The sequence below is a fragment of the Streptomyces sp. NPDC048671 genome, from assembly GCF_055587045.1.
Window position 1 is genome coordinate 153725 of sequence record NZ_JBVJHB010000007.1, and the last position, 23565, is coordinate 177289.

Genomic DNA, 23565 nt, shown 5'->3' on the forward strand with positions numbered 1-23565 from the left:
TCAACGTTCCCCCTTCGTCAGTCGTGATATCGCGGCGTCCAGGGTCTGCCACTCGCGCAGCAGCCCGGTGCGGACCCGGGCGCCCTCGGGGCTGATCCGATAGAACTTGCGCGGCCTGGACTGGCCGGTGTTCCACTCGCTGATGAGCAGCCCCTGCTTCTCCAGGCGGCGCAGCAGCGGGTAGAGGGTGTTGCCGTCGACGGCGATGCCGGCGTCGCCGAGCGTCTCCAGGAGTGCGTAGCCGTACTGCGGCTCCTCCAGCAGCGCCAGACAGGCCAGGACGACCGTGCCGCGGCGTAGCTCCTGGGCCTGGCTGAGGATCAGTTCTTCGGTGCCCACGCGTGGCACGGTACTGTGCGTCGCACACTAATGTCGGTCATCGGGGAAACCCGGCTGCCGGCGGGGACGGCCCGCGTCACTGCGGAACGTGAAGTGCGACGGACCCTGCCGCATAGCCCCAAGCGGGCATGAAAAAGACCCTCTGTTCAACGTTTCCGCTGATCAGAGGGTCTATTCGGCACCTTCTGCAAGGTGCCCCCGGCAGGATTCGAACCTGCGCTCCCGGCTCCGGAGGCCGATGCTCTATCCCCTGAGCTACGGGGGCGTATCGCTGTGCTGCTCTGCGACGGGTGAAACACTACCAGCTTCCGCCCGGTGCCCGTGAACAGGTATTTTCGCGCCCCCGTCGAGCGCCCCCCGGCCCTGCCGGGCAGGTCGCACACACATCCGGCCAACCTTCGCCGCCATCCGTCCGGGGACGGAAGTGGGCAAAACCCGGACGCAGCCCCTCCGCCCCGCCTACTCTCGAAGGGTGTCAGGGGCTTGCGGCCGCGTGCTTGTTGTCGACGACAACAAGGTCATCCGGCAGTTGATCAGGGTCAATCTCGAGCTGGAGGGCTTCGAGGTCGTGACCGCGGCCGATGGTGTCGAGTGTCTGGATCTGGTGCATCGGGTCAGTCCCGATGTGATCACGCTCGATGTCGTCATGCCCCGGCTGGACGGTCTGCAGACGGCCACCAGACTGCGCTCCGATCCGAGGACCCGGCATCTGCCCGTGGCGATCGTCAGCGCCTGCACGCCGTACGAGGTGGACAACGGGGTCGCGGCGGGAGTCGACGCCTTCCTCGCCAAGCCCTTCGAGCCGAGCGAGCTGGTGCGGGTCGTACGGCAGTTGATGGAGCGCGGCCGGCCGCCGGTACTCGACGGCAGACAGGGTGCCGGGCGGGCGGAGAGCGCCGCCGGTTGACCGGATGGCGAAACCGGTTCGCGAAAGGCCCCCCTCCCTCCCATACGCTTGTGCCGTGACCCCCGCCGATCTCTCCACGACCGTGCTGCGCGCCGTGCGCCGCGCGGTCGACGAGGACGCCTTGCGCGCGCCCGTGCCCGCGCGCGTGCGAGTGGAGAGGACCCGGCCGGGCGGACGCGGTGACTACGCCAGCGCCGTCGCCCTCCAGCTCGCCGGACCCGCCGCGCGGCCCGCGCGCGAGGTGGCCGAGATCCTGCGGGAGCGAATGGCCGGTGCGCCCGGGATCGGGCGGGTCGAGATCACCGGACCCGGCTTCCTGAACTTCACGCTCGACGCCTCCGCCGACGCCGACGCGCACCGCGCGCTCCTGCGCCGCGTGCGGGAGCAGGGGCTGCGCTACGGACACGGCGACGCGCTCGCCGGGGCACCGCTGCAATTCAGCCACGCCCGCGAGGTCCGGGCCGCGGTCACCGCCGACGCGGTGCGCCGGCTCGTACGCGCGCAGGGCGCGCCCGTACGCATCAGCTGCGACGGGGCAGACGAGGCATCCGACCCGGACTGGGCACGGCTGGGCATCACCGCCGACGCCCACGGACGGCCCCCCACGCCGCTGACGGCGATACGGCCGGTCCCGGCGGGCGCCACCGCCCGCGAACTGCTCGGCCGGCTCGGGCCCGACGCCACCCGCTGGGGACTGCTCCGGCCCGCAGGTCACGACCGCGCCCGGCTCGGCGACGACCTCCTCGTCCAGGGCGAGGGCAACCCCCTGTTCCTGGTGCGCTACGCCCACTCCCGCACCCACGCGCTCAGCCGCGGCGCGGAGCGGCTCGGATTCACCGCCGCGCGGGACGAGGTTTCGGCGGAGGCCTTCGAGGAGCCCGCGGCGTCCGCGCTGCTCGCCGTCATCGCCGACCACCCCGCGGTCCTCGCCGCCGCCGCGCACCACCGCGCACCCGACCGGCTCGCCCGCCACCTCGAAGCGGTCGCGCACGCGTTCCTCGACTTCCACGACGCCGCGTCGCCGCTCCCCGCCGGGGACGAGAAACCCTCGGCCGCCCACCGCACCCGGCTCGCCCTTGCCGAAGCCGCCGGGACGGTGCTGGCAGGCGGCCTGTCCCTGCTCGGCATCAGCGCGCCCCCTTACCTCTGAGAGACCCGAGAGAGCAGAGCAACACGATGAGCCGATCCGCACACCCCGCCGGCCCCCGGCACGCCGACGTCATGACCGAGGGCCACTACTCCGCCCCGGCCGAGGACCTCAACGTCCTCGACGAGAAGGTCTGGTCCCGCACCGTCACCCGGGACGAACACGGCGCACTGACCGTCGGCGGGATCGAAGTCGCCCGGCTGGCCGAGGAATTCGGCACCCCGGCCTACTTCCTCGACGAAGCCGACTTCCGGGCCCGCTGCCGCGCCTGGTCCGACGCCTTCGGCCCCGGCGCCGACGTCTTCTACGCCGGCAAGGCCTTTCTCTCCCGCGCGATCGTGCGCTGGCTCCAGGAGGAGGGGCTCAACCTCGACGTCTGCTCCGGCGGCGAGCTGACCACCGCACTGGACGCCGGGATGCCCGCCGAGCGCATCGCCTTCCACGGCAACAACAAGACGGTCGACGAGATCGAGCGGGCCGTCACGGCGGGCGTCGGGCGGATCGTGCTCGACTCCTTCCAGGAGATCGTCCGGGTCGCGCACATCGCGCAGCGGCTCGGCCGGCGCCAGCCCGTGCAGATCCGGGTGACCGTGGGCGTCGAGGCGCACACCCACGAGTTCATCGCCACCGCGCACGAGGACCAGAAGTTCGGCATCGCGCTGGCCGGCGGACAGGCCGCCGAGGCCGTCCGGCGGGCGCTGACCCTCGACGGGCTCGAACTGATCGGCATCCACTCGCACATCGGCTCGCAGATCTTCGACATGGCCGGCTTCGAGGTCTCCGCCCGGCGCGTGGTGCAGCTCCTGGCCGAGGTGCGCGACGAGCACGGCGTCGAGCTGCCCGAGATCGACCTCGGCGGCGGCCTCGGCATCGCGTACACCTCCGAGGACGACCCGCGCGAGCCGTACGAGATCGCCAAGGCGCTCGGCGACATCGTGACTCGTGAGTGCGAGTCCGCCGGGCTCGCCACCCCGCGCATCTCCGTGGAGCCGGGCCGCGCCATCGTCGGACCGACCGCCTTCACCCTGTACGAGGTCGGCACCATCAAGCCCCTGGAGGGGCTGCGCACCTACGTCAGCGTCGACGGCGGCATGTCGGACAACATCCGCACCGCGCTGTACGACGCCGAGTACAGCGTCGCGCTCGTCTCGCGCGCCTCCGACGCCGAGCCGATGCTCGTCCGGGTCGTCGGAAAGCACTGCGAGAGCGGCGACATCGTGGTCAAGGACGCCTTCCTGCCCTCCGACCTGGCCCCCGGCGACCTGATCGCGGTCCCCGCCACCGGCGCGTACTGCCGTTCCATGGCGAGCAACTACAACCACGCCCTGCGCCCGCCCGTCGTCGCGGTGCGCGACGGGCGGGCGCGGGTCATCGTCCGGCGCGAGACGGAGGAAGATCTCCTGCGTCTCGATGTCGGCTGATGCCGTATTTCCCGGGGTACACCCCCGGTCCCCCGTAAACATCTCAGGATCCGGACGGGTGGCAGGAACGCCCGTCCGGTGAGTGAGACTGGTCCATACATCAGATGTAAAGGAAACGAGGTCGGATGATGCGTACGCGTCCGCTGAAGGTGGCGCTGCTGGGCTGTGGAGTGGTCGGCTCAGAGGTGGCCCGCATCATGACGACGCACGCCGACGACCTCGCCGCGCGCATCGGCGCGCCGGTGGAGCTCGCCGGTGTCGCCGTGCGCCGGCCCTCCAAGGTGCGTGAGGGCATCGACCCCGCACTGATCACCACCGACGCGACCGCCCTGGTCAAGCGGGGTGACATCGACGTCGTCATCGAGGTCATCGGTGGCATCGAGCCCGCCCGCACGCTCATCACCACCGCCTTCGAGCACGGCGCGAGCGTCGTCTCCGCCAACAAGGCGCTGCTCGCCGAGGACGGCGCAGCCCTGCACGCCGCCGCCGAGCAGCACGGCCGGGACCTCTACTACGAGGCCGCCGTGGCCGGCGCCATCCCGCTCGTCCGCCCGCTGCGCGAGTCCCTCGCCGGCGACAAGGTCAACCGGGTCCTGGGCATCGTCAACGGCACCACGAACTTCATCCTCGACAAGATGGACACGAGTGGCGCCGGGTACTCCGAGGCGCTCGACGAGGCCACCGCCCTCGGCTACGCCGAGGCCGACCCGACCGCCGACGTCGAGGGATTCGACGCCGCCGCCAAGGCCGCGATCCTCGCCGGAATCGCCTTCCACACCCGGGTGCGCATCGGTGACGTGCACCGCGAGGGCATCACCGAGGTCACCGCCGCCGACATCGCCTCCGCCCGCCGCATGGGCTGCACCGTCAAGCTCCTCGCCATCTGCGAGCGCGCCGCCGACGGGCGGTCCGTCACGGCCCGCGTGCATCCCGCGATGATCCCGCTCAGCCACCCGCTGGCCTCGGTCCGCGAGGCGTACAACGCGGTGTTCGTCGAGGCCGAGGCCGCCGGGCAGCTGATGTTCTACGGCCCCGGCGCCGGTGGCGCGCCGACCGCGTCCGCGGTCCTCGGCGACCTCGTCGCGGTCTGCCGCAACAAGCTCAACGAGGCCCCCGGCCCCGGCGAGTCCGCGTACACGCGCCTGCCGGTCAGCCCGATGGGCGACGTCGTCACGCGGTACCACATCAGTCTCGACGTGGCCGACAAGCCTGGCGTTCTCGCCCAGGTCGCGACGGTCTTCGCCGAACAGGGCGTATCCATCGACACGGTCCGCCAGAAAGGCCGAAATTCAGGCAGCGTCGACGAAGTCGGTATCGAGCAGGGTGGCGGCGGGCGACGGGTGGGCAAGAGCGGCGAGGCTTCGCTCGTCGTCGTCACCCACCGCGCGCCCGACGCCGCCCTCTCCGGGACCGTCGAGGCGCTGCGCAAGCTCGACACCGTACGCGGTGTCGCCAGCATCATGCGTGTTGAAGGGGAGTAAGGACCCATGACCACCAAGGGCACCCACCAGTGGCGCGGCATCATCGAGGAGTACCGGGACCGTCTCCCGGTCACGAGCACGACTCAGGTCGTCACGCTCCGTGAGGGCGGCACGCCGCTCGTCCCCGCTCAGGTCCTCTCCGAGCGCACGGGCTGCGAGGTGCACCTCAAGGTCGAGGGCGCCAACCCCACCGGGTCCTTCAAGGACCGCGGAATGACCATGGCGATCACCCGGGCCAAGGAGGAGGGTGCGCAGGCCGTCATCTGCGCCTCCACCGGCAACACCTCCGCCTCCGCCGCCGCCTACGCGGTCCGCGCCGGAATGGTCTGCGCCGTCCTCGTGCCGCAGGGCAAGATCGCGCTCGGCAAGATGGGCCAGGCGCTCGTGCACGGCGCCAAGATCCTCCAGGTCGACGGCAACTTCGACGACTGCCTGACGCTGGCCCGCTCGCTCTCGGACAACTACCCGGTGGCGCTGGTCAATTCGGTCAACCCGGTCCGTATCGAGGGCCAGAAGACCGCGGCCTTCGAGATCGTCGACGCGCTCGGCGACGCCCCGGACATCCACGTCCTCCCGGTCGGCAACGCGGGCAACATCACCGCGTACTGGAAGGGCTACACGGAGTACGCCTTGGACGGCCTGGCCACGCACAAGCCGCGGATGTGGGGCTTCCAGGCCTCCGGCTCCGCGCCCATCGTGCGCGGCGAGATCGTCAAGGACCCGTCGACCATCGCCACCGCCATCCGGATCGGCAACCCGGCCTCCTGGCAGTTCGCGCTCGACGCGCGGGACGAGTCGGGCGGCTTCATCGACGAGGTGACGGACCGGCAGATCCTTTCCGCCTACCGGCTGTTGGCCTCCCAGGAGGGCGTCTTCGTGGAGCCCGCCTCGGCCGCGTCGGTCGCCGGCCTGCTCAAGGCCGCCGAAGAGGGCAGGGTCGACCGGGGCCAGCGGATCGTCTGCACGGTCACCGGCAACGGCCTGAAGGACCCGGACTGGGCCGTCGCCGGCGCCCCCCAGCCGGTCACGGTCCCGGTCGACGCGGTCGCCGCCGCCGAGAAGCTGGGCCTCGCGTAGTACCCGCCGCCGCGCCGCACGGCGGCGCGGCGGCGGCGGATTCGTCGGGAAAGACGGCTCAACGGCCCTTTTCGGGACGGAGAGCGCACCGGCAGCCTGCGACACGCATCGTGCGCCTCCTGTGCGCCCTATGTCGCCACAGAACCTTCCTTCGATAAGCTGTACCCAAACCCACCCCGCCGCATATGCCCGGGGTGCGCAGGCCGTTGCGGCCGTCGGTCCCATCCCGGACTGACGTAATACCCGCCGCCGCAATCGCCCTGACGAATCCCCGAAAACCCCGCAGACCCCGAAGAAGTCCGGAAGAAGCCCAGAAGAACCCGAAGAGCCGCATAGAGACCCCAAATATCTCGCGGTACTTCGAAATTCCCCGCCGCCTCACAAGGAGAGTCGTCAGAGCGATGGCCGGTCCCGCCTTCCGAGCCGCCGCCGTACGGGTGCGCGTCCCCGCAACCAGCGCCAACCTCGGTCCGGGCTTCGACGCCCTCGGCCTGTCGCTGGGGCTGTACGACGACGTCGTCGTCCGCGTCGCCGACGCCGGACTGCACATCGACATCGCCGGTGAGGGTGCGGACACGCTGCCCCGCGACGAGAACCACCTGCTCGTACGGTCCCTGCGCACCGCCTTCGACCTGCTCGGCGGACAGCCCCGCGGCCTGGAGATCGTCTGCGCCAACCGCATCCCGCACGGACGCGGCCTCGGCTCGTCCTCCGCCGCCATCTGCGCGGGCATCGTCGCCGCCCGTGCCGTGACGACCGGCGGTGACGGCCGGCTCGACGACGCGGCCCTGCTGGAGCTCGCCACCGAGATCGAGGGGCACCCGGACAACGTCGCGGCCTGTCTCCTCGGCGGGTTCACGCTCGCCTGGATGGACGGCGGATCGGCCCGCGCCATCAGGATGGACCCCGCGGATTCCATCGTTCCGGTGGTTTTCGTCCCCAGCAACCCGGTGCTCACCGAGACCGCCCGCGGACTGCTGCCGCGTTCCGTCCCGCATGTCGACGCCGCCTTCAACGCGGGCCGTGCCGCCCTCCTCGTCGAGGCCCTGACCAGGCGCCCCGAGCTGCTGCTCACCGCCACCGAGGACCGGCTGCACCAGGAATACCGCTCCCCGGCGATGCCGCAGAGCGTGGAACTCGTGAACCGACTGCGCGCGGACGGCGTCCCCGCGGTCATCTCCGGTGCCGGGCCGACCGTGCTGGCACTGGCCGAGGACGGTGCGGCCGACAAGGTCGCACAGCTGGCGGGCGAGGGTTGGGCGGCCAACCGGCTGACTCTCGACGCCCAGGGTGCGAGTGTGCTGCCGCTCGCCCCGTAGCCGAGAAGTGATTGCCGGTGCGTGAGAGGGGGAATGTAGTTGGAGCCGGTAGTGTTAACCTCAAGTCTGCAATCGACGTCTATGAGGCGCGTTGCTTCGTGTCCCTTTCCGGGACCACCATTTCTTCCGGGAGCCTCCCCAACTGCCTGAGCAGCCTGCCTGAGCAGTTTCGAGCACGCTCCGGAACCGGCACGACACCCTCTCGCTCGTCCAGGAGTGGGCCGAGCAGGGGGATGCTCGCGCCGGGCCCATGCACACGTTCATCTCTCCGCCGTACCTACCCGGCGGACCACCGCCCCGGCACGGTCCGCACAACCAAAGACCGCAGTCGGACAGCACAACCGGTCGCCGAGCCAGAAGGCCGACGTCCGCTCCAGGGAAGGACCCTTCGTGAGCGACACCACCGATCTGATGGGCGAGACTGCCGACAAGAGCGTCGACAGCGCCGCGCCCGCCGAAGGTGCTGCCACTGGCACCACCGCACGGCGCCGCCGCTCCGGCACCGGCCTTGACGGCATGGTCCTGGCCGAGCTGCAGCAGGTCGCGTCCGGCCTCGGCATCAAGGGCACTGCGCGGATGCGCAAGAGCCAGCTGATCGAGGTCATCAAGGAGGCCCAGGCCGGCGGCTCCTCCGCGCCCAAGGCCAAGGCCGCCGCCGCGGCCCCCGCCGAAGAGGCCGAGACCAAGCCGAAGCGCCGGGCCACCTCCAAGGCGCGCACCGGCGCAGGGGACGAGACCCCGGCCGCCGCTCCCGCCGACAAGGCCGCGGACCAGCAGCAGATCGACATCCCCGGCCAGCCGGCCAGCGACGAGCAGCCCGCGGGCGAACGCCGCCGCCGCCGCGCGACCGCTCAGGCGGGCAGCCCGGAGACCAAGACGGAGCCCAAGACGGAGACCAAGGCGCAGGCCAAGGACCGCACGCAGGACGAGCCGAAGCGCGAGGCGCCCGTCGAGGACCGCTCCGAGCCCAAGGCCGAGGCCGCCGCGGACAACGCCGAGGGCCGCCGGGGCGACCGCCAGGACCGTGGCCAGCGCGGCGAGCGTGGTGACCGTGGTGACCGCGGTGACCGTCGTGAGCGCCAGCGCGACCGCCGGGGCAAGGGCGGCGACGAGCAGGGCGGTGGCCAGGGCGGCCAGCGTCAGCAGCGCCAGAGCCAGGGCCAGGGGCAGAACCAGGGCCAGGGCCAGGGTCAGAACCAGGGTCAGCAGGGCGGCGGCGGACCGCAGGACGACTTCGACGACGAGAGCGGCCGGCGCGGCCGGCGCGGCCGTTACCGCGACCGCCGTGGCCGCCGTGGCCGCGACGACTTCGCGAGTGACGCACCGCCGGTCACCGACGACGACGTCCTGATCCCCGTCGCGGGCATCCTGGACATCCTCGACAACTACGCGTTCATCCGGACCTCCGGCTACCTGCCGGGCCCGAACGACGTGTACGTGTCGCTCGCCCAGGTCCGCAAGAGCGGCCTGCGCAAGGGTGACCACGTCACCGGTGCGGTGCGCCAGCCCAAGGACGGCGAGCGCCGTGAGAAGTTCAACGCGCTGGTCCGCCTCGACACGGTCAACGGCATGGAGTCCGGCCGCGGCCGGCCCGAGTTCCAGAAGCTGACGCCGCTGTACCCGCAGGACCGGCTCCGTCTGGAGACCGACTCCAACATCCTGACCACCCGGATCATCGACATGGTCGCCCCCATCGGCAAGGGCCAGCGAGGCCTGATCGTGGCCCCGCCGAAGACCGGTAAGACCATGATCCTCCAGGCGATCGCCAACGCGATCACGGTCAACAGCCCCGAGTGCCACCTGATGGTCGTCCTGGTCGACGAGCGTCCGGAAGAGGTCACCGACATGCAGCGGTCGGTGAAGGGCGAGGTCATCTCCTCGACCTTCGACCGTCCCGCCGAGGACCACACCACCGTCGCCGAGCTGGCCATCGAGCGCGCCAAGCGTCTCGTCGAGCTGGGTCACGACGTGGTCGTCCTGCTGGACTCGATCACCCGCCTGGGCCGCGCGTACAACCTCGCGGCCCCCGCCTCCGGACGCATCCTGTCCGGTGGTGTCGACTCGACCGCGCTGTACCCGCCGAAGCGCTTCTTCGGTGCCGCGCGGAACATCGAGGACGGCGGCTCGCTGACCATCCTGGCCACCGCGCTGGTCGAGACCGGCTCGCGCATGGACGAGGTGATCTTCGAGGAGTTCAAGGGCACCGGCAACATGGAGCTCAAGCTCGACCGCAAGCTCTCCGACAAGCGCATCTTCCCGGCGGTGGACGTCGACGCGTCCAGCACCCGTAAGGAAGAAATCCTGCTCGGCAGCGACGAGTTGGCGATTGTCTGGAAGCTGCGCCGGGTGCTCCACGCGCTGGACCAGCAGCAGGCGATCGAGCTCCTCCTGGACCGGATGAAGAAGACCCAGTCCAACGCGGAGTTCCTGCTCCAGATCCAGAAGACGACGCCGGCTCCGGGCAATAACGACTAGTCGCAGCCGCTCGGCAGCCGTACCCAGGGCCGCCCCCGCCACTTCGGTGCCGGGGGCGGCCCTGTGCCGTACGCCGGTGCGGGACAGGGCCGCCCCCGGCCTTCGCCGTCCGAGACCTTCGCCACACGGCCACCGGGCGTCGCGCTTGCCCCGCATTGCCTGTATCGGGCAAGAAACCGCAGGTGAGCGCCGGGTCACCGGCTGTTCCCGCACTCCGCGAGGCCGCTCTGCGCTTACCCGGAGGCCACAGTGCCCTGTGCAACCCTTCTTGTCGCCGTGGCGTCGTACCCAAGAGCGACAAAGCGGCACACGGAGACCCGCACACCGAGCAGGGGGTAGCCGGGCGCAGCCGAGGGAACGAGGAGACGGATGACCGGGCGGAGCGGGAGCGACAGCCGAATACGGGCCACCGGCAAACGCCGGAGGAAGCCGTCCCGCCGCCGCAGGGCGACCGTCATAGCCGCGTGGAGCCTGGCCGGCCTGGTCGTCGTGGGCGCAGGAGGGCTCGGGTACGCCTACTTCCAGCTCGACGGCAACCTCAAGGCCGTCGACATCAACAACGCCCTCGGCAAGAACCGCCCCCAGAACGTCGACAACGGCTCCGAGGACATCCTCGTCCTGGGTTCCGACTCCCGCTCCGGTGCGAACCAGCAGTACGGCGCCGACGAGGGCGGCGCCCGTTCGGACACCGCGATGGTCGTCCACGTCAACAAGGGCCACAAGACGGCGAGCGTCGTCTCCATCCCCCGCGACACCCTCGTGACCCGGCCCGACTGCGAGAGCGACGAGGGCGGCGCGGACGTCCCGGGCCAACAGCGCGCGATGTTCAACACCGCGTACGAGGTCGGGGGACCGGCCTGCGCGGTCAAGACCGTCGAGTCGATGTCCGGGATCCGGATGGACCACTACGTCGAAGTCGACTTCACCGGCTTCAAGAAGCTGATCGACAAGCTCGGCGGGGTCGAGATCACCACCAAGCAGGCGATCAACGACTCCAAGAGCCATCTGAACCTGGAGCCGGGCACCCACACCCTGAACGGTGAGCAGTCGCTCGGCCTGGTCCGCACCCGCAAGAGCGTCGGTGACGGCAGCGACCTGGGCCGCATCCAGCTCCAGCAGGCCTTCATCAAGGCGCTGATGGTGCAGGCGAAGAGCGTCGGCGTCCTCGACGGAACCAAGCTGTACGGCCTCGCGGACACGGCGACCAAGGCCATCACGACCGACTCCGACCTGGGCTCGGTCAAGAAGCTCGCGGGCTTCGCCAACGGCCTCAAGGGGCTGGGCGCCGACGACGTCCACATGGTGACCCTGCCCGTCGAGTACGACCCGGCCGACCCGAACCGCGTCATACCGCAGGAGAAGGCCGGACAGCAGGTCTGGACGGCGCTCCTGCACGACCGGCCGATCCCCGCCTCGGCCACCGAGAAGTCGGCGGGCGACAAGGGTGACGCGGGCGACATCGTGCAGTGACCGGGAGTGCCCGGGAATAGTTCCGGGCCGACCCCGGTTTTGGGAGATACGGCCGGTCCTGGCAGACTGGTACGTCGGCCCCGGTTCACGCACGCGCAATCCGCGCGTACGACCCGGCGCCCTCCCGAAACTAGGAGTCACCCTTGAAGCGCGAGATCCACCCCGAGTACGTCGAGACCCAGGTCAGCTGCACCTGTGGCGCGTCGTTCACCACCCGGTCCACCCTGGACAGCGGCGCCATCCGTGCGGACGTCTGCTCCGAGTGCCACCCGTTCTACACGGGCAAGCAGAAGATCCTCGACACCGGTGGCCGTGTGGCCCGCTTCGAGGCCCGCTTCGGCAAGGCCGCCGGCTCCGCCAGCAAGTAGCGAGCCAACAGCGCCGGTTCTCGGCGCCCTCTTCCCGGGGGCGCCGAGACCGGCGTTTTTTCCGGCCGGGACACGGCATCCCCGCATCCCGCCCGGCAGGCACCCCGCCGGCCGGCAGTACGCAGTACGTCGAGCGAAGAAACCAGGAGCCCGAAGATGTTCGAGGCGGTCGAGGAACTGATCGGCGAACAGTCCGATCTTGAGAAGAAGCTCGCGGACCCGTCGGTCCACGCCGACCAGGCCAACGCGCGCAAGCTCAACAAGCGCTACGCCGAGCTGACCCCGATCGTCGCCACGTACCGCTCCTGGAAGCAGACCGGCGACGACATCGAGACGGCCCGCGAGTTCGCCGCCTCCGACCCCGACTTCGCCGCCGAGGTCAAGGACCTGGAGAAGGAGCGCGAGGAGCTCACCGAGAAGCTCCGCCTCCTGCTCGTACCCCGTGACCCCAGTGACGACAAGGACGTGCTCCTTGAGATCAAGGCGGGCGCGGGCGGCGACGAGTCCGCCCTGTTCGCCGGGGACCTGCTGCGCATGTACCTGCGCTACGCCGAGCGGGTCGGCTGGAAGACCGAGATCATCGACTCCACCGAGTCCGAGCTCGGCGGCTACAAGGACGTCCAGGTCGCCGTGAAGACCAAGGGCGGCAACGGGGCCACCGAACCCGGCCAGGGCGTCTGGGCCCGGATGAAGTACGAGGGCGGCGTGCACCGTGTGCAGCGGGTGCCCTCCACCGAGTCCCAGGGTCGCATCCACACCTCCGCCGCCGGTGTGCTGGTCACGCCCGAGGCGGAGGAGGTCGACGTCGAGATCCACGCCAACGACCTGCGGGTCGACGTCTACCGCTCGTCAGGACCCGGCGGCCAGTCCGTCAACACCACGGACTCCGCCGTCCGCATCACGCACCTGCCCACCGGCGTCGTGGCCTCCTGCCAGAACGAGAAGAGCCAGCTCCAGAACAAGGAGCAGGCCATGCGCATCCTGCGCTCCAGGCTCCTCGCCGCCGCCCAGGAGGCCGCCGAGCAGGAAGCCTCGGACGTACGGCGAAGCCAGGTGCGTACGGTCGACCGTTCCGAGAAGATCCGTACCTACAACTTCCCGGAAAACCGCATCTCGGACCACCGCGTCGGCTTCAAGGCGTACAACTTGGACCAGGTGCTCGACGGTGAACTGGGCGCCGTGATCCAGGCATGTGTCGACGCCGACTCCGCCGCCAAGCTCGCCGCCGCGTAAGCTCCCCACCCGCACCGCTCGTGAACCTGTACGGAGAACCGCGATGAACCTGCTGCTCGCCGAGGTGGCCCAGGCCACCCAGCGGCTGGCCGACGCCGGTGTGCCTTCGCCGAGATTCGACGCGGAGGAACTCGCCGCGTTCGTGCACGGCGTCAAGCGGGGCGAGCTGCACAACGTGCCGGACACCGACTTCGACGCCCGCTACTGGGAGACCATCGCCCGGCGCGAGGCCCGCGAACCGCTCCAGCACATCACCGGACGCGCCTTCTTCCGCTATCTGGAGCTCCAGGTGGGACCCGGTGTCTTCGTGCCCCGCCCGGAGACCGAATCGGTCGTCGGCTGGGCGATAGACGCCGTCCGCGCGATGGACGTGGTCGAGCCGCTGATCGTCGACCTGTGCACGGGATCGGGCGCCATCGCCCTCGCCATGGCCCAAGAGGTGCCGCGCTCGCGCGTGCACGCCGTGGAGCTGTCCGAGGACGCCCTCAAATGGACCAGGAAGAACGCCGAGGACTCCAGGGTCACCGTGCACCGCGGAGACGCCCTGACGGCCCTTCCCGAGCTCGACGGACAGGTCGACCTGGTCATCTCCAACCCGCCGTACATCCCGCTCACCGAATGGGAGTACGTGGCTCCGGAGGCCCGCGACCACGATCCCCAGATGGCGCTCTTCTCCGGTGAGGACGGCCTCGACACCATCCGCGGCATCGAGCGCACCGCGCACCGCCTGCTGCGCCCCGGCGGCCTCGTCGTCATCGAGCACGCCGACACCCAGGGCGGCCAGGTGCCGTGGATCTTCACCGAGGAGCGGGGCTGGGCCGACGCGGCCGACCACCCCGACCTGAACAACCGCCCCCGGTTCGCCACGGCCCGCAAGGCGATGCCGTGACCGGCGGCCACCACCGGCCCGACCCGTACCAGCCCTACCCGTACCAGCCCTACCCGAACATGCTTGAGGAGGCCGGCTGATGGCACGGCGATACGACTGCAACGACGCGACGGACCGCACGACGGGTCTGCGCGAGGCCGCGTCCGCCGTCCGCCGCGGCGAACTGGTCGTGCTGCCCACCGACACGGTGTACGGGATCGGTGCGGACGCCTTCAGTTCCGAGGGCGTCGCCGACCTGCTGGACGCCAAGGGCCGCGGTCGCAACATGCCGACGCCCGTCCTGATCGGTTCCCCGAACACCCTGCACGGCCTGGTCACCGACTTCTCCGAGCAGGCGTGGGAGCTCGTCGACGCCTTCTGGCCCGGCGCACTCACGCTCGTCGCCAAGCACCAGCCGTCCCTCCAGTGGGACCTCGGTGACACCCGCGGCACCGTCGCCATCCGGATGCCGCTGCACCCGGTCGCCATCGAACTGCTCACGGAGGTCGGCCCGATGGCCGTCTCCAGCGCCAACCTCACCGGGCACCCCTCGCCCGAGGACTGCGACGCCGCCCAGGAGATGCTCGGTGACTCCGTCTCCGTCTACCTCGACGGCGGTCCGACGCCGGGCATCGTCCCGTCCTCGATCGTCGACGTCACCGGCAAGGTGCCGGTCCTGCTGCGCGCCGGCGCGCTCTCCGCGGAGGAGCTGCGCAAGGTGGTACCCGACCTCGAGGTGGCCAATTGACCGCCCCTGAGGGGCGTGGCATAGCGGGGCAGACCGACACTTTCCGCATCCTCCACGTCAGCACCGGCAATGTCTGCCGCTCACCGATCACCGAGCGGCTGACCCGCCATGCCCTCGTGGACCGCCTCGGTGACCCGCTCCAGGGCGGCCTGATCGTGGAGAGCGCCGGCACCTGGGGGCACGAGGGCGCCCCGATGGAGGCCAACGCCGAGGTGGTCCTCGCCGACTTCGGGGCCGACGCCACCGGGTTCGTCGGCCGTGAGCTGCTGGACGAGCACGTGATCCGCGCCGACCTGGTGCTCACCGCCACCCGCGACCACCGGGCCCAGGTGATCTCGATGGGTCACTCGGCCGGTCTGCGGACCTTCACGCTCAAAGAGTTCACCCGGCTGGTCCGGGCGATAGACCACGCGACGCTGCCCGACGCGAAGGACGAGGGAGTCGTCGAGCGCGCCCGCGCGCTGGTGCGCGCCGCCGCCGCGCTGCGCGGCTGGCTGCTGGCCCCGACCGCCGAGGCCGACGAGGTGTACGACCCGTACGGCGCCCCGATCACGTTCTTCCGGTCCATCGGCGACGAGATCAACCAGGCCCTGGAGCCGGTCGTCACCGCGCTGACCGGCGTATCGACTCCGCGCTGAGCGGCGCGGGGTCCGGACGGGTGCACCGCGGGCCGTGACAGCGGGCAGCGGGCCCGCCGCGGGCCTACATTGGAGCTGACGCCAGCGCACTCCTCTCAGGCCCGGAGCCCCCGATGCCGGTCACCGCCTCCGCCGCACCCCCGGCCACTCTGCCGCAGGACTTCGGCGCCCTGCTCCGGGAGGACCCGGAGATCGCCGATGTGCTGCTGGGGGAGGTGCGCCGGCAGTCCGGCACACTCCAGCTGACCGCCGCCGAGAACTTCACCTCGCCCGCGGTCCTGGCCGCCCTCGGCTCGCCGCTCGCCAACAAGTACGCCGAGGGCTACCCCGGCAAGCGGCACCACGGCGGCTGCGAACAGGCGGACGCCGCCGAACGCATCGCCGTCCGCCGGGCCACCGCGCTCTTCGGCGCCGAGCACGCCAACGTCCAGCCGCACTCCGGCTCCTCGGCCGTCCTCGCGGCGTACGCGGCCCTGCTGAAGCCCGGTGACACGGTCCTCGCGATGGGCCTCCCGTACGGCGGACACCTCACCCATGGCTCACCCGCCAACTTCTCCGGCCGCTGGTTCGACTTCGTCGGCTACGGGGTGGACTCCGAGAGCGGACTGATCGACTACCACCAGGTCCGCGCCCTGGCCCGCACCCACCGCCCCAAGGCGATCGTCAGCGGCTCCATCTCCTACCCGCGCCACCCGGACCACGAGCGCTTCCGCGAGATCGCCGACGAGGTGGGCGCGTACCTCATCGCCGACGCCGCGCACCCGATGGGACTGATCGCCGGGGGAGCGGCGCCGAGCCCCGTTCCGTACGCGGACGTCGTCTGCGCCACCACGCACAAGGTGCTGCGCGGGCCGCGCGGCGGGATGATCCTGTGCGGCGCGGAGCTGGCGGAGCGGATCGACCGCGCGGTCTTCCCCTTCACCCAGGGCGGCGCCCAGATGCACACGGTGGCCGCGAAGGCCGTCGCGTTCCACGAGGCGGCGACCCCGGCCTTCGCCGCGTACGCCCACCGTGTGGTGTCCCACGCCCGGGTGCTGGCCGCCGGCCTGGAGGCCGAGGGCTTCGACGTCACCACCGGCGGCACGGACACCCACCTGATCGTCGCGGACCCGGCCCCGCTCGGCGTGGACGGCCACACCGCCCGCGCCCGGCTGGCGGCCGCCGGCCTGGTGCTGGACACCTGCGCGCTTCCGTACGGGGACGCCCGCGGCGTCAGGCTGGGCACCGCGGCCGTCACCACCCAGGGCATGGGGGACGCCGCCATGGCACGGATCGCGGCGCTGTTCGGTGCGGCGGTGCGCGAGGAGGGCGACGTCCTGGCGGAGGTGCGGGAACTGGCGGCGAAATTTCCGCCGTACCCCGGGTGACACGGGTCCTATGTCCTGAATGAGGGTGGCCCGTGCAACCATCACGGGTACCTCCGTGTCCTCAACCCCGAGGCCGGCGTAGTCGGCCCGACCGGCGCGTGTTCCGGTCGGGCTAAGGTGTGGGCTGAGATGGCCGGCGATATTTGTGGGGCAGCCCGTGCGTGATTACCTGCTGACGCTCTGTGTCACGGCGGCGGTGACGTATCTGCTCACCGGCCCGGTGCGGAAGTTCGCCATCGCGGTCGGGGCGATGCCCGCGATCCGTGCGCGTGACGTCCACCGGGAACCGACACCGAGGCTCGGCGGCATCGCCATGTTCGGCGGGCTGTGCGCCGGTCTGATCGTCGCCGATCACCTGGCCAACCTCGACGGCGTCTTCGACCTCTCCAGCGAACCGCGGGCGCTGCTCTCCGGGGCCGCGCTGATCTGGCTGATCGGCGTCCTGGACGACAAGTTCGAGATCGACGCCCTGATCAAGCTGGGCGGTCAGATGATCGCCGCGGCGGTCATGGTCCTCCAGGGCCTGACGATCCTGTGGCTGCCGATCCCGGGCGTCGGCACCGTCGCCCTCACTCAGTGGCAGGGCACGCTGCTCACGGTCGCCCTGGTCGTCATCACGATCAACGCGGTGAACTTCGTCGACGGCCTGGACGGCCTGGCGGCCGGCATGGTCCTCATCGCGTCGGCCGCGTTCTTCCTCTACACCTACCGGCTCTGGTACGGACACACGATCGAGGCGGCCGCCCCCGCGACGCTCTTCACGGTGATCCTGATGGGCATGTGCCTCGGCTTCCTGCCGCACAACATGCACCCGGCCCGGATCTTCATGGGGGACTCCGGCTCGATGCTGATCGGCCTCGTCCTGGCCGCCGGCGCGATCTCGGTGACCGGCCAGGTCGACCCGGACACCATGAAGATCTTCGAGGGCAGTGAGCGCCAGGCGACCCACGCGATGCTGCCGGTCTTCATCCCGCTGCTGCTGCCGCTCACCATCATCGCGATCCCGGCGGCCGACCTGGTGCTGGCGATCGTGCGGCGCACCTGGAACGGCCAGTCGCCGTTCGCCGCCGACCGCGGCCACCTGCACCACCGGCTGCTGGAGATCGGCCACTCGCACAGCCGGTCGGTGCTGATCATGTACTTCTGGTCGGCCCTGATCGCCTTCGGCGCGGTCGGCTACTCCGTGCACTCGGCCTCGATGTGGATCGTCCTGGTGATCGTGGGCCTGAGCGCGCTCGGCCTGATCCTGCTCCTGATGCCCCGCTTCACTCCGCGTGCCCCGCTGTGGGCGCAGCGCATCGTGCCGCCCCGCTACCGCCGGCGGCGGCGCCACGAAGAGGGGCCCGGGGCGGCGTCCGCGGAGGGGCTGGAGGGCGAACAGGGGGCGCTGGACGCCCAGATGGGGCCGGAGGGGCAGGAGCCCGCTGAGCGGGCCCCGGTCGCCGCAGGAGTCTCGGGCGTCAACGGGGCGACCGCCATCGGCCCCCGTTCGCGATTTTCGGACCGGCGCGAGGCCGATTCGACCCGTCACTGATTCGGGCATCAAGGGGCAATACCAGACAAGATGTTGGCCTGCCTTGCTCACGCGCGTCAAGTAACTCTCACGTGTGACGGCGACCACACTTTCTTGGTAAAGACCTCATCAAATAGTTTGTGATACCGTTCACGAACCCGGTGACAGAGCCGAAGGACCTGAGTAGCACGGTCCCTTGGCCTCGAGGCATCGACTCGGACCGGGCCTACGCTCGTCCATGACGACACACTGCCGAACCCCCCAGCAAGCGGAGCTGCCGCCATGCCGTCCAACGACGTCCGGACTCTCCTCCAGACCGCCGTCCCCACCGCTGTCGCCGGCGCAGTCGCCGCCGCGATCAGCGGTGGCGTCGCCGGTGGCAAGGGAGCCCTGGGCGCGATCGTTGCGACGATCGTGGTCATCCTCTTCATGGGGATCGGGCTGATGGTCCTGGAACGGACCGCCCGGTCCATGCCTCATCTGTTCCAGGCGATGGGTCTCGCCCTGTACACGGCGCAGCTGCTGCTGCTGTTCATCTTCGTAGCCGTGTTCAAGAACACCTCGCTGTTCAACCCGAAGGCCTTCGCGATCACCTTGGTCGTGACGACACTCGTGTGGATCGGCGCACAGGCGCGTGCGCACATGAAGGCCAAGATCCTTTACGTGGAACCCGAGTCCGGCAAGGGTGACAAGCCCGAGAAGCCGGGGTCCTCGACGTGAAGGGTAGGGGCGGAATAAGCGCGGGTTCAGGACCCTGCTATCGTCCGGTTCCAACTGCGGCACTGCGGGCGCGGGCATGTGAGCTGACGCCTGCACGATCGCGAGGCTCATTGCCTGACTGCCGCTCACACATCCGAAACACCAGTCCAGTGCCGAACCGCGGCTGCGCGCCGCGCCGACACATCGAGGTTGCCGTACCTATGCGCCACGCTGAAGGAGCCCGCGGTGAGTGCTGACCCGACACAGGTGCTCGCCTTCGAGTCCGATTGCCACATCTTCGACGGTTGTGGTTTTCCGGCACCCGGCCTGCACTCGTTCCTGTTCGAACCCCTCTGGGGTGACGCGGACAGCAACTTGTACTTCAACAAGACGATGCTGCTGGCCCTGCTCGGCTCGGTCATCATCGTTGGCTTCTTCTGGGCCGCCTTCCGCAAGCCGAAGTTGGTGCCCGGCAAGCTTCAGATGGTGGCCGAGGCCGGATACGACTTCATCCGCCGCGGCATCGTCTACGAGACGATCGGCAAGCGCGACGGCGAGAAGTACGTCCCGCTGATGGTCTCCCTGTTCTTCGTCATCTGGATGATGAACCTCTGGTCCATCATTCCGGTTGCCCAGTTCCCCGTGACGGCGATCATCTCGTATCCGGCGGCTCTCGCCGGGATCGTCTACGTCCTGTGGGTCGGCCTGACCTTCAAGAAGCACGGCTTCGTCGGAGCCTTCAAGAACTTCTCCGGCTACGACAAGAGCCTCGGCGGGGTCCTCCCGCTCTCGATGACCATCGAGTTCTTCTCGAACCTGCTGGTCCGGCCGTTCACCCACGCGGTCCGACTGTTCGCCAACATGTTCGCGGGCCACACGCTCCTGCTGCTCTTCACGATCGCCAGCTGGTACCTGCTCAACGGCATCGGATTCGCCTACGCAGGTGTGTCGTTCGTGATGGTCATCGTGATGACCGCCTTCGAACTCTTCATCCAGGCTGTCCAGGCCTACGTGTTCGTGCTGCTGGCCTGCAGCTACATCCAGGGCGCTCTCGCCAAGGGGCACTGAGCACCTCACCTCCTGAAGCACCCGGTGGCCAACCCCCACCGGACATTGAAAGAGAAGGAAGAACCGGCATGTCCGCTCTCCAGACCCTCGCCGCCGGCGTCGAAATCAAGGGCAACCTCGGCTCGATCGGTTACGGCCTCGCCGCGATCGGCCCCGGCGTCGGCATCGGCATCATCTTCGGTAACGGCACCCAGGCGCTCGCCCGTCAGCCCGAGGCTGCCGGTCTCATCCGCGCCAACCAGATTCTCGGCTTCGCCTTCTGTGAGGCGCTCGCCCTGATCGGTCTGGTCATGCCGTTCGTCTACCCGACCTCCTCCTGACCGGTCGCGAACAGCCCATTCGACGGAAGGCACTGACGTGAACCCCCTGGTTCAGCTCGCGGCGGAGGATGCGGAAAACCCGCTCATCCCGCCGATCCCTGAGCTCGTCATTGGCCTCATCGCTTTCGTCATCGTTTTCGGCTTCCTCGCCAAGAAGCTCCTCCCGAACATCAACAAGGTTCTGGTAGAGCGTCGCGAGGCCATCGAAGGCGGTATCGAAAAGGCCGATGCGGCCCAGACCGAGGCCCAGAGCGTTCTTGAGCAGTACAAGGCTCAGCTCGCCGAGGCCCGCCACGAAGCCGCTCGTATGCGCCAGGAGGCGCAGGAGCAGGGCGCCGTGATCCTGCAGGAAATGCGGGCGGAAGGCCAGCGGCAGCGCGAGGAGATCGTCGCTGCCGGCCACGCCCAGATCGAGGCCGACCGCAAGGCCGCGGCGTCCGCGCTGCGCCAGGACGTGGGCAAGCTCGCCACCGACCTGGCCGGCAAGCTCGTCGGCGAGTCCCTTGAGGACCACGCCCGGCAGAGCGGCACCGTCGACCGTTTCCTCGACGAGCTCGAGGCGAAGGCCGAGGCCGTCCGATGAACGGCGCGAGCCGCGAGGCACTGGCTGCCGCACGCGAGCGTCTCGACGCACTGACCGACAGCACGTCGGTCGATGCGGCGAAGCTCGCCGAGGACCTGGCCGGAGTCACGGCGCTGCTGCACCGCGAGGTGTCGCTGCGCCGGGTCCTGACCGACCCGGCCCAGGCCGGCGAGGCCAGGGCCGAGCTGGCCGGACGACTGCTGCGCGGCCAGGTGGGCGGCGAAGCCGTCGATCTGGTCTCCGGCATGGTCCGCTCGCGCTGGTCGCGGTCGCGTGACCTGGTCGACTCGATCGAGGAACTGGCGAACACCGCGGACCTCACCGCCGCCCAGCGCGGCGGAGACCTCGACGACGTCGAGGACGAGATGTTCCGGTTCGGCCGGATCGTCGCCTCCGACCCGGAGCTGCGCGCCGCGCTCACCAGCCGGACCGCGCCCCCCGCCGCCAAGGGCGAGCTGCTGCGCAGCCTGCTCGGCGGAAAGGCGCGGCCCGTCACCGAGCGCCTCATCGTGCGGCTTGTCACCCAGCCCCGGGGACGTAGCCTGGAAGAGGGACTGGACTCCCTGTCCAAGCTCGCCGCGGAGCGCCGTGACCGCATGGTCGCGATCGTCACCTCGGCAGTGCCGCTGAGCGATCGGCAGAAGCAGCGCCTCGGCGCCGCCCTGGCGAAGATCTACGGCCGGCAGATGCACCTGAACCTCGACGTGGACCCCGAGGTCCTCGGCGGAGTCACGGTGCGGGTCGGTGACGAGATCGTCAACGGCACCATCGCGGAGCGCCTCGACGAGGCGACCCGGCGGATGGCCGGCTGACCCAGCCAGGCGCAGTAACAGAGACAGAGCAAGACCAGCGGCCCGGTTGGGCCGTGCAGAAATTGCAGAAGATTCCTGGGGGTCGGCCCCCAGACCCCCTTAAGAAACTTCGGGCCCAACAAGGAGAGCAGGGAACCCAGATGGCGGAGCTCACGATCCGGCCGGAGGAGATCCGGGATGCGCTGGAGAACTTTGTCCAGTCGTACAAGCCGGACGCGGCCTCGCGCGAGGAGGTCGGTACGGTCAGCGTTGCCGGCGACGGCATCGCGAAGGTGGAGGGCCTGCCCTCCGCCATGGCGAACGAGCTGCTGAAGTTCGAGGACGGCACCCTCGGTCTCGCCCTCAACCTCGAGGAGCGCGAGATCGGTGCGATCGTCCTCGGCGAGTTCAGCGGAATCGAGGAGGGCCAGCCGGTGCAGCGCACCGGTGAGGTGCTCTCCGTCGGCGTCGGCGAGGGCTACCTCGGCCGCGTCGTCGACCCGCTCGGCACCCCGATCGACGGTCTCGGCGAGATCGCGACCGACGGCCGGCGCGCCCTCGAGCTGCAGGCCCCTGGCGTCATGGTCCGCAAGTCGGTGCACGAGCCGATGCAGACCGGCTACAAGGCCGTCGACGCCATGGTGCCGATCGGCCGCGGCCAGCGTCAGCTGATCATCGGTGACCGTCAGACGGGTAAGACCGCGCTGGCTGTCGACACGATCATCAACCAGCGTGACAACTGGCGCTCGGGCGACGTGAACAAGCAGGTGCGCTGCATCTACGTCGCCATCGGTCAGAAGGGCTCCACCATCGCCTCCGTGCGCGGTGCCCTCGAAGAGGCCGGCGCGCTTGAGTACACGACCATCGTCGCCGCCCCGGCGTCCGACCCGGCCGGCTTCAAGTACCTGGCGCCGTACACCGGTTCGGCCATCGGCCAGCACTGGATGTACCAGGGCAAGCACGTCCTGATCATCTTCGACGACCTTTCGAAGCAGGCCGACGCGTACCGCGCCGTATCGCTTCTGCTGCGCCGTCCGCCGGGCCGCGAGGCCTACCCGGGCGACGTCTTCTACCTCCACTCGCGTCTGCTGGAGCGCTGCGCCAAGCTCTCCGACGAGATGGGTGCCGGTTCGATGACGGGCCTCCCGATCGTCGAGACCAAGGCGAACGACGTGTCGGCGTTCATCCCGACCAACGTCATCTCCATCACCGACGGCCAGTGCTTCCTGGAGTCCGACCTGTTCAACGCCGGCCAGCGTCCGGCTCTGAACGTCGGTATCTCGGTCTCGCGAGTCGGTGGCTCCGCCCAGCACAAGGCCATGCGGCAGGTCTCCGGCCGGCTCCGCGTGGACCTCGCCCAGTACCGCGAGCTGGAGGCGTTCGCCGCCTTCGGTTCCGACCTGGACGCGGCCTCGAAGGCCTCGCTGGAGCGCGGTAAGCGCATGGTCGAGCTGCTGAAGCAGCCGCAGTACGCCCCGTTCCCGGTCGAGGAGCAGGTCGTCTCGGTCTGGGCCGGCACCACGGGCAGGATGGACGACGTCCCGGTCGAGGACATCCGCCGCTTCGAGGGCGAGCTGCTGGAGTACCTGCGCCGTGAGCGCAAGGACCTCCTGACCAGCATCGCCGAGGGCGCCAAGATGTCCGACGACACGCTGCAGTCGATCGCCGACGCGATCGCCGCCTTCAAGCAGCAGTTCGAGACCTCGGACGGCAAGCTTCTGGGCGAGGGCTGA

Annotated in this window: 22 protein-coding genes and 1 tRNA gene; 21 read left to right on the forward strand and 2 right to left on the reverse strand. The window is 70.0% G+C overall.

What is annotated here, in order from left to right; genetic code table 11:
* Positions 1–339: a PadR family transcriptional regulator gene (locus ACZ6S6_RS15970; protein ID WP_469706009.1), complete on the reverse strand. Its 339-nt coding sequence runs from the start codon at positions 337–339 to the stop codon at positions 1–3.
* 193 nt (positions 340–532) lie between these two features.
* Positions 533–604, reverse strand: a tRNA-Arg gene (locus tag ACZ6S6_RS15975).
* A 228-nt stretch (positions 605–832) separates the two neighbouring features.
* Between ACZ6S6_RS15975 and ACZ6S6_RS15980 the strand changes: the two genes are divergently transcribed.
* From ACZ6S6_RS15980 to atpA, 21 genes are all read left to right on the forward strand, one after another.
* Complete coding sequence (locus tag ACZ6S6_RS15980) at positions 833–1246, forward strand: response regulator (protein WP_362963116.1); 414 nt, start codon at positions 833–835, stop codon at positions 1244–1246.
* Positions 1247–1301: 55 nt separating this feature from the next.
* Positions 1302–2396, forward strand: a complete 1095-nt coding sequence (gene nrtL, locus ACZ6S6_RS15985) for an ArgS-related anticodon-binding protein NrtL (RefSeq protein WP_469706010.1) — start codon at positions 1302–1304, stop codon at positions 2394–2396.
* A 26-nt stretch (positions 2397–2422) separates the two neighbouring features.
* A complete protein-coding gene (gene lysA, locus ACZ6S6_RS15990; RefSeq protein ID WP_362963120.1) occupies positions 2423–3814 on the forward strand; it encodes a diaminopimelate decarboxylase in 1392 nt (463 codons plus the stop codon).
* A gap of 125 nt (positions 3815–3939) precedes the next feature.
* Positions 3940–5295 carry a homoserine dehydrogenase gene (locus ACZ6S6_RS15995; RefSeq protein WP_362963122.1) on the forward strand — a complete coding sequence of 452 codons (1356 nt, stop codon included), beginning with the start codon at positions 3940–3942 and terminating at the stop codon, positions 5293–5295.
* Between the two features lie 6 nt (positions 5296–5301).
* Positions 5302–6372 carry a threonine synthase gene (gene thrC, locus ACZ6S6_RS16000; RefSeq protein WP_362963124.1) on the forward strand — a complete coding sequence of 357 codons (1071 nt, stop codon included), beginning with the start codon at positions 5302–5304 and terminating at the stop codon, positions 6370–6372.
* A gap of 401 nt (positions 6373–6773) precedes the next feature.
* Positions 6774–7691 carry a homoserine kinase gene (gene thrB / locus ACZ6S6_RS16005; protein WP_469706011.1) on the forward strand — a complete coding sequence of 306 codons (918 nt, stop codon included), beginning with the start codon at positions 6774–6776 and terminating at the stop codon, positions 7689–7691.
* Positions 7692–8081: 390 nt separating this feature from the next.
* Entirely contained in the window at positions 8082–10166 is a 2085-nt protein-coding gene (rho, locus tag ACZ6S6_RS16010) for a transcription termination factor Rho (RefSeq protein WP_469706012.1), read from the forward strand.
* 369 nt (positions 10167–10535) lie between these two features.
* On the forward strand, positions 10536–11636 hold the full coding sequence (locus ACZ6S6_RS16015) for an LCP family protein (protein WP_469706013.1): 1101 nt from the start codon (positions 10536–10538) through the stop codon (positions 11634–11636).
* A 143-nt stretch (positions 11637–11779) separates the two neighbouring features.
* Positions 11780–12004 carry a 50S ribosomal protein L31 gene (gene rpmE, locus ACZ6S6_RS16020; RefSeq protein ID WP_362963132.1) on the forward strand — a complete coding sequence of 75 codons (225 nt, stop codon included), beginning with the start codon at positions 11780–11782 and terminating at the stop codon, positions 12002–12004.
* Positions 12005–12160: 156 nt separating this feature from the next.
* The gene (prfA, locus tag ACZ6S6_RS16025) at positions 12161–13237 is read left to right on the forward strand and encodes a peptide chain release factor 1 (protein WP_362963134.1); all 1077 of its coding nucleotides are present in this window, start codon (positions 12161–12163) and stop codon (positions 13235–13237) included.
* 43 nt (positions 13238–13280) lie between these two features.
* Complete coding sequence (gene prmC, locus ACZ6S6_RS16030; RefSeq protein WP_073736887.1) at positions 13281–14126, forward strand: peptide chain release factor N(5)-glutamine methyltransferase; 846 nt, start codon at positions 13281–13283, stop codon at positions 14124–14126.
* 79 nt (positions 14127–14205) lie between these two features.
* Positions 14206–14853, forward strand: coding sequence for an L-threonylcarbamoyladenylate synthase (locus ACZ6S6_RS16035; RefSeq protein ID WP_123461670.1), 648 nt, complete (start codon positions 14206–14208; stop codon positions 14851–14853).
* Positions 14850–15491 carry an arsenate reductase/protein-tyrosine-phosphatase family protein gene (locus ACZ6S6_RS16040; protein ID WP_073736886.1) on the forward strand — a complete coding sequence of 214 codons (642 nt, stop codon included), beginning with the start codon at positions 14850–14852 and terminating at the stop codon, positions 15489–15491. The genes ACZ6S6_RS16035 and ACZ6S6_RS16040 overlap by 4 nt, the downstream gene beginning before the upstream one ends.
* A gap of 113 nt (positions 15492–15604) precedes the next feature.
* A complete protein-coding gene (locus tag ACZ6S6_RS16045; RefSeq protein WP_469706014.1) occupies positions 15605–16858 on the forward strand; it encodes a serine hydroxymethyltransferase in 1254 nt (417 codons plus the stop codon).
* Between the two features lie 145 nt (positions 16859–17003).
* A complete protein-coding gene (locus tag ACZ6S6_RS16050) occupies positions 17004–18392 on the forward strand; it encodes an MraY family glycosyltransferase (RefSeq protein ID WP_469706015.1) in 1389 nt (462 codons plus the stop codon).
* A 261-nt stretch (positions 18393–18653) separates the two neighbouring features.
* A complete protein-coding gene (locus ACZ6S6_RS16055) occupies positions 18654–19091 on the forward strand; it encodes a hypothetical protein (RefSeq protein WP_469706016.1) in 438 nt (145 codons plus the stop codon).
* A gap of 225 nt (positions 19092–19316) precedes the next feature.
* A complete protein-coding gene (gene atpB / locus ACZ6S6_RS16060; protein ID WP_469706017.1) occupies positions 19317–20138 on the forward strand; it encodes a F0F1 ATP synthase subunit A in 822 nt (273 codons plus the stop codon).
* Between the two features lie 68 nt (positions 20139–20206).
* A complete protein-coding gene (gene atpE / locus ACZ6S6_RS16065; protein WP_469706018.1) occupies positions 20207–20458 on the forward strand; it encodes an ATP synthase F0 subunit C in 252 nt (83 codons plus the stop codon).
* Positions 20459–20495: 37 nt separating this feature from the next.
* Positions 20496–21041: a F0F1 ATP synthase subunit B gene (locus ACZ6S6_RS16070; RefSeq protein WP_469706019.1), complete on the forward strand. Its 546-nt coding sequence runs from the start codon at positions 20496–20498 to the stop codon at positions 21039–21041.
* Positions 21038–21853: a F0F1 ATP synthase subunit delta gene (locus ACZ6S6_RS16075; RefSeq protein WP_362963150.1), complete on the forward strand. Its 816-nt coding sequence runs from the start codon at positions 21038–21040 to the stop codon at positions 21851–21853. Before ACZ6S6_RS16070 ends, ACZ6S6_RS16075 begins: the two co-directional genes overlap by 4 nt.
* A gap of 140 nt (positions 21854–21993) precedes the next feature.
* Entirely contained in the window at positions 21994–23565 is a 1572-nt protein-coding gene (gene atpA / locus ACZ6S6_RS16080; RefSeq protein WP_362963152.1) for a F0F1 ATP synthase subunit alpha, read from the forward strand.

Bases quoted from the DNA above. Each gene is read 5' to 3' on its own strand.
- ACZ6S6_RS16075 (WP_362963150.1), top strand. From the start codon at position 21,038: ATGAACGGCGCGAGCCGCGAGGCACTGGCTGCCGCACGCGAGCGTCTC.
- ACZ6S6_RS16035 (WP_123461670.1), top strand. From the start codon at position 14,206: ATGGCACGGCGATACGACTGCAACGACGCGACGGACCGCACGACGGGT.
- ACZ6S6_RS15995 (WP_362963122.1), top strand. From the start codon at position 3,940: ATGATGCGTACGCGTCCGCTGAAGGTGGCGCTGCTGGGCTGTGGAGTG.
- ACZ6S6_RS16055 (WP_469706016.1), top strand. From the start codon at position 18,654: ATGCCGTCCAACGACGTCCGGACTCTCCTCCAGACCGCCGTCCCCACC.
- atpA (WP_362963152.1), top strand. From the start codon at position 21,994: ATGGCGGAGCTCACGATCCGGCCGGAGGAGATCCGGGATGCGCTGGAG.
- ACZ6S6_RS16015 (WP_469706013.1), top strand. From the start codon at position 10,536: ATGACCGGGCGGAGCGGGAGCGACAGCCGAATACGGGCCACCGGCAAA.
- prmC (WP_073736887.1), top strand. From the start codon at position 13,281: ATGAACCTGCTGCTCGCCGAGGTGGCCCAGGCCACCCAGCGGCTGGCC.
- lysA (WP_362963120.1), top strand. From the start codon at position 2,423: ATGAGCCGATCCGCACACCCCGCCGGCCCCCGGCACGCCGACGTCATG.
- prfA (WP_362963134.1), top strand. From the start codon at position 12,161: ATGTTCGAGGCGGTCGAGGAACTGATCGGCGAACAGTCCGATCTTGAG.
- ACZ6S6_RS16045 (WP_469706014.1), top strand. From the start codon at position 15,605: ATGCCGGTCACCGCCTCCGCCGCACCCCCGGCCACTCTGCCGCAGGAC.
- thrC (WP_362963124.1), top strand. From the start codon at position 5,302: ATGACCACCAAGGGCACCCACCAGTGGCGCGGCATCATCGAGGAGTAC.
- thrB (WP_469706011.1), top strand. From the start codon at position 6,774: ATGGCCGGTCCCGCCTTCCGAGCCGCCGCCGTACGGGTGCGCGTCCCC.
- atpE (WP_469706018.1), top strand. From the start codon at position 20,207: ATGTCCGCTCTCCAGACCCTCGCCGCCGGCGTCGAAATCAAGGGCAAC.